The organism is Mycobacterium sp. D16Q16 (genome assembly GCF_002013745.1).
Taxonomy (GTDB): Bacteria; Actinomycetota; Actinomycetes; order Mycobacteriales; family Mycobacteriaceae; genus Mycobacterium.
In genome coordinates this window covers 1-3,572 of the sequence record NZ_MAEY01000035.1, presented here as the reverse complement: position 1 = coordinate 3,572, position 3,572 = coordinate 1, and the positions used below count along the sequence as shown (strand labels likewise).

Sequence of the window (3,572 nt, the reverse complement as noted above, 5' to 3'; positions counted from 1 at the left end):
GGTGCTTCTGCACCTGATCGTGCGGAGAACCAGGCCACCCGGTCGCCGGATGCCGTCGAGCTGACGGTCGACCAGGCCTGGTTCCTCGCAGACACGTTGAGCGCCGGCACCTTTCCCTGGGTGCTGGCGATCACGGTCCCCTTCCGGGATGAGGCACAGCGCGCGGGATTCACGGCCCAGCGCGTTCAGGAACTCACCCGGGCCGGCGTCCTGAGCGCCGAGGGTGCGGTGGATCCCGCTGTGGCGGAATGGATCCGTACCGTGTGCCGCCCCGACCGTTGGCTCGAACTGCGATATGTCGCGGCGGGTTCCGAGAATCCGGACGTGATGCGCGGCATCATCGCCCACACGCAATCGCAGGGTCGCCCGCGGACCGTGGTGTCACTGCGTAACGCCCACCTGATCACCTTCACCGCGGTCGACGCCGACGACCCGTCGGCGCTTGTCCCCAGCGTGGTCGCCGGACTGCGATGGCGCGCACCCGCACGGTTCCCCGAATTCACACTGCCCACCCATGTGGGAGCAAAGGCCGACGAGCAGCTGCGTTCCGGCGCCTCATTGGCCGACGTCGTGGGATACCTGGGCGTCCCTCCCGCCGCGCAGGCTGTGGTGGAATCGGCGTTCATCGGCAACCGCAACTATGTCGAAGTGGTTGCCGGGCAACGTAACAACGCAACTCAACAGACCTCCGAGGTGGGCATCAGCGTGGTGGACACCAGCGCTGGCCGCATCCTCGTCAGCCCACACCGCGCAGGGGACGGCACCTGGTTGTCGACCTTTGCCCCCGGAGCCCCATTCGCGATCGCGGTGGCCGTCGAGCAGTTGATGGCCACGCTCCCGAACGGGCACTGGTTCCCCGACGCCCGACTGACCCGAGACTTCGACTGATGCTGTCGCTCTATTAGTTCCCTACTGTGCTCCACCCCCTATCGAGAGAGTCAAACGAAACACCATGTCTGACAACGCCGTGATGCCCATCGTCCGGGTAGCCGTGCTCGGTGAAGAAAAGCTGACCGAGGTCGCTTTGCCCACTCAGCTGCCGATGCGCGACATCATTCCCGCGGTACACCGGATGGTGGCCCCCGATGCCACTGAGGCCACACCTCAGCGGCTGAGCCTGGCCCCGGTCAACGGTGCACCGTTCAGTGCCGATGCGACCCTGGACACCGTGGGCGTCGTCGACGGAGACCTGCTCACGTTGCGTCCCACCCCCGTGGGACCCGCCGCACCCGGCATCGTCGAAGACATCGCGGATGCCGCCGTCATCTTCTCCGAATCGCGCAAGCGCCCGTGGGGTGCCGAACACATCGCCCGCATCACCCGCCTGGGTGTCCTCGCATTGATCGTGGCGGCAACGGTTCTGGCCATCGTGCACAGCGTTCGCACCGGCTCGGCGCTGAGCCTTGCCGGCCTGGCCGTGGTGGCGGTTGTCGCCTCGATCGGAGCGTTGGTGGCACAGGTGCGCTCACCGCGCCTGGGTGCGGAGTTGGCGATCACCGCACTGGCGCCGATTGCCGGCGCGCTCGCACTCGCCATCCCCGGGGATGGACTGGCCCCGCGCGCCCTCCTGGGTGCCGCCGGGGTGGCAGCGTGGTCGCTGATCTACCTGATCGTGGCGCGTCAGCAGACCGCGTTCTTCACCGCCACCACGGTGCTGTCCCTTGGTATCGCCGGTGCCGCAGGCGCCCAGATCCTGTGGCACCCCTCTCTGCTGGCCGTGGGTAGCGGACTGATCGTCGTGGCACTGCTGGTCACCGTGCGTGCCGCGCAGCTGTCAGCCTTTGCCGCCCGCTTCCCGCTGCCGACCATTCCCGCGCCCGGCGACCCGACGCCCTCCGCTCCGGCGATGTCGGTTCTCAAGGACCTCCCGCGACGCGTCCAGCTCAGCGACTCGCACCAAAGCGGATTCATCGCGGGTGCTTCACTTCTGGCCATCCTGGGATCGCTGGCCCTCGTCGGCGGCTCGGCACCGGCAAGCCCCTGGGCCTGGTACCTGGTGGTCGCGGTGAGCGCAGGAGCGGCGCTGCGTGCCCGTGTGTGGGATTCGGCGGTATGTAAGGCCTGGCTGTTGGCGGTGCCGTTCGTGGTGACGTCCACACTGCTGGTGATCTTTACCTTCGCGGGGCGCTACACCGGCGCGCTGGTGGCACTCGCCGTTCTGGCGTTCCTGGTCGCCGCGCTGACTGTCGTGGTGTTCAACCCGAAGATCGGTGAGGCAGAAAGCTATTCGCTGCCCAGCCGGCGCCTCCTGGGATTCCTCGCCTCGGGCATCGACGCCTCGCTGTTGCCGGTCATCGCATACCTCACCGGGCTGTTCACCTGGATCCTCAACCGATGATCCGATTCATGTCCGTGGGCGCCGTCGCCGCGATGCTGCTGGCGCTGTCTCCTATGACAGCTCCGGCCGCGTACGCGGTGACCCGCCCAGAGGCTGATCCCGCTGCGCTGCCTCGAGATTCAGCCCCCAGTGCTACCGCCGGCATGCAATCCGCTGCGTGCAGCACCACTGTGTTGATGCCCGGTACCGGCACAAGCGGAAAACCGTCCGAGGAGCTCGAGGCGGCATGGCGCTTCTCTCGCGGTGAGGGGCAAAGCGTCGCCATCATCGATACCGGAGTGCAACCGAGCTCACGGCTGCATGTCGAAGGCGGGGGCGACTACGTACAGTCCACCAACGGACTCACCGACTGCGACGGGCACGGGACCATGGTCGCGGGGATCATCGGTGGCCAGCCCGGCCCTGACGGATTCTCCGGCATCGCACCCGCATCCAAGCTGATCTCGATTCGCCAGGAGTCCTCGAAGTTCTCCCCGCGAATCACCGGTGGTGATCCCACCACCAACGGCGCCACCCACTTTGTCAACACACTGGCCCGATCCATCGTGCACGCCGCGAACCTCGGGGCGCGCGTGATCAACATTTCGTCGGTTGTCTGCGTACCAGCGGCAAAGCCCATCGACCAGGCCGCGCTCGGTGCGGCCCTGCGGTACGCCGTCGAAGAAAAGGACGCTGTCGTCATCGCGGCAGCCGGTAACAGCAGCGGCGGTGGCGCCAACTGCCAACCGAACCCGCTCAGCGGTTCCGGTGCCGACCCAAGGAATTGGACTGGGGTGGAATCTGTTTCGGTTCCCTCATGGTGGCAGCCGTACGTGCTGTCGGTGGGATCGGTGTCCGTCGACGGCAGTCCCTCGAAGTTCACGATGTCCGGCCCGTGGGTAGGCATCGCGGCAAATGGCGAGAATGTGATATCGCTGTCCAACGACGAAGCAGGCGGGCTGGCCAACGGAATGGTCGGCCAGGACGGCAAGCCGCACCCCCTGTTCGGAACCAGTTATGCGACCGCTTACGTGTCGGGCGTCGCCGCGCTGGTACGCAGCCGATTCCCCGATCTGACCGCGCAGCAGGTTGTTTCGCGACTGCAAAGGACCGCTCGTGACGCGGGCCGGTCTCCGTCAAATCTCGTGGGAACCGGAACCGTCGACCCAGTGGCCGCACTCACCTGGGAGGTCCCCGCAGACGGAAGCGCACCGGCCGGCCCCAGCGCCCGCGCGGTCGTTCCGCCGCCCCCTCC

General features: G+C 67.1%; 3 protein-coding genes. All 3 read left to right on the top strand.

The genetic code is table 11. The features are described 5' to 3' along the window. The coding region (locus tag B4394_RS24960; RefSeq protein ID WP_286142493.1) for an ESX secretion-associated protein EspG at nt 1-888 on the top strand (888 nt) is incomplete at its 5' end. Between the two features lie 64 nt (nt 889-952). Next, entirely contained in the window at nt 953-2,338 is a 1,386-nt protein-coding gene (gene eccD / locus B4394_RS24955) for a type VII secretion integral membrane protein EccD (protein ID WP_078316561.1), read from the top strand. Beyond that, the coding region (mycP, locus tag B4394_RS24950) for a type VII secretion-associated serine protease mycosin (RefSeq protein WP_078316562.1) at nt 2,335-3,572 on the top strand (1,238 nt) is incomplete at its 3' end. The genes eccD and mycP, both read left to right, overlap by 4 nt.

Bases quoted from the DNA above. Each gene is read 5' to 3' on its own strand.
- eccD (WP_078316561.1), top strand. From the start codon at position 953: ATGTCTGACAACGCCGTGATGCCCATCGTCCGGGTAGCCGTGCTCGGT.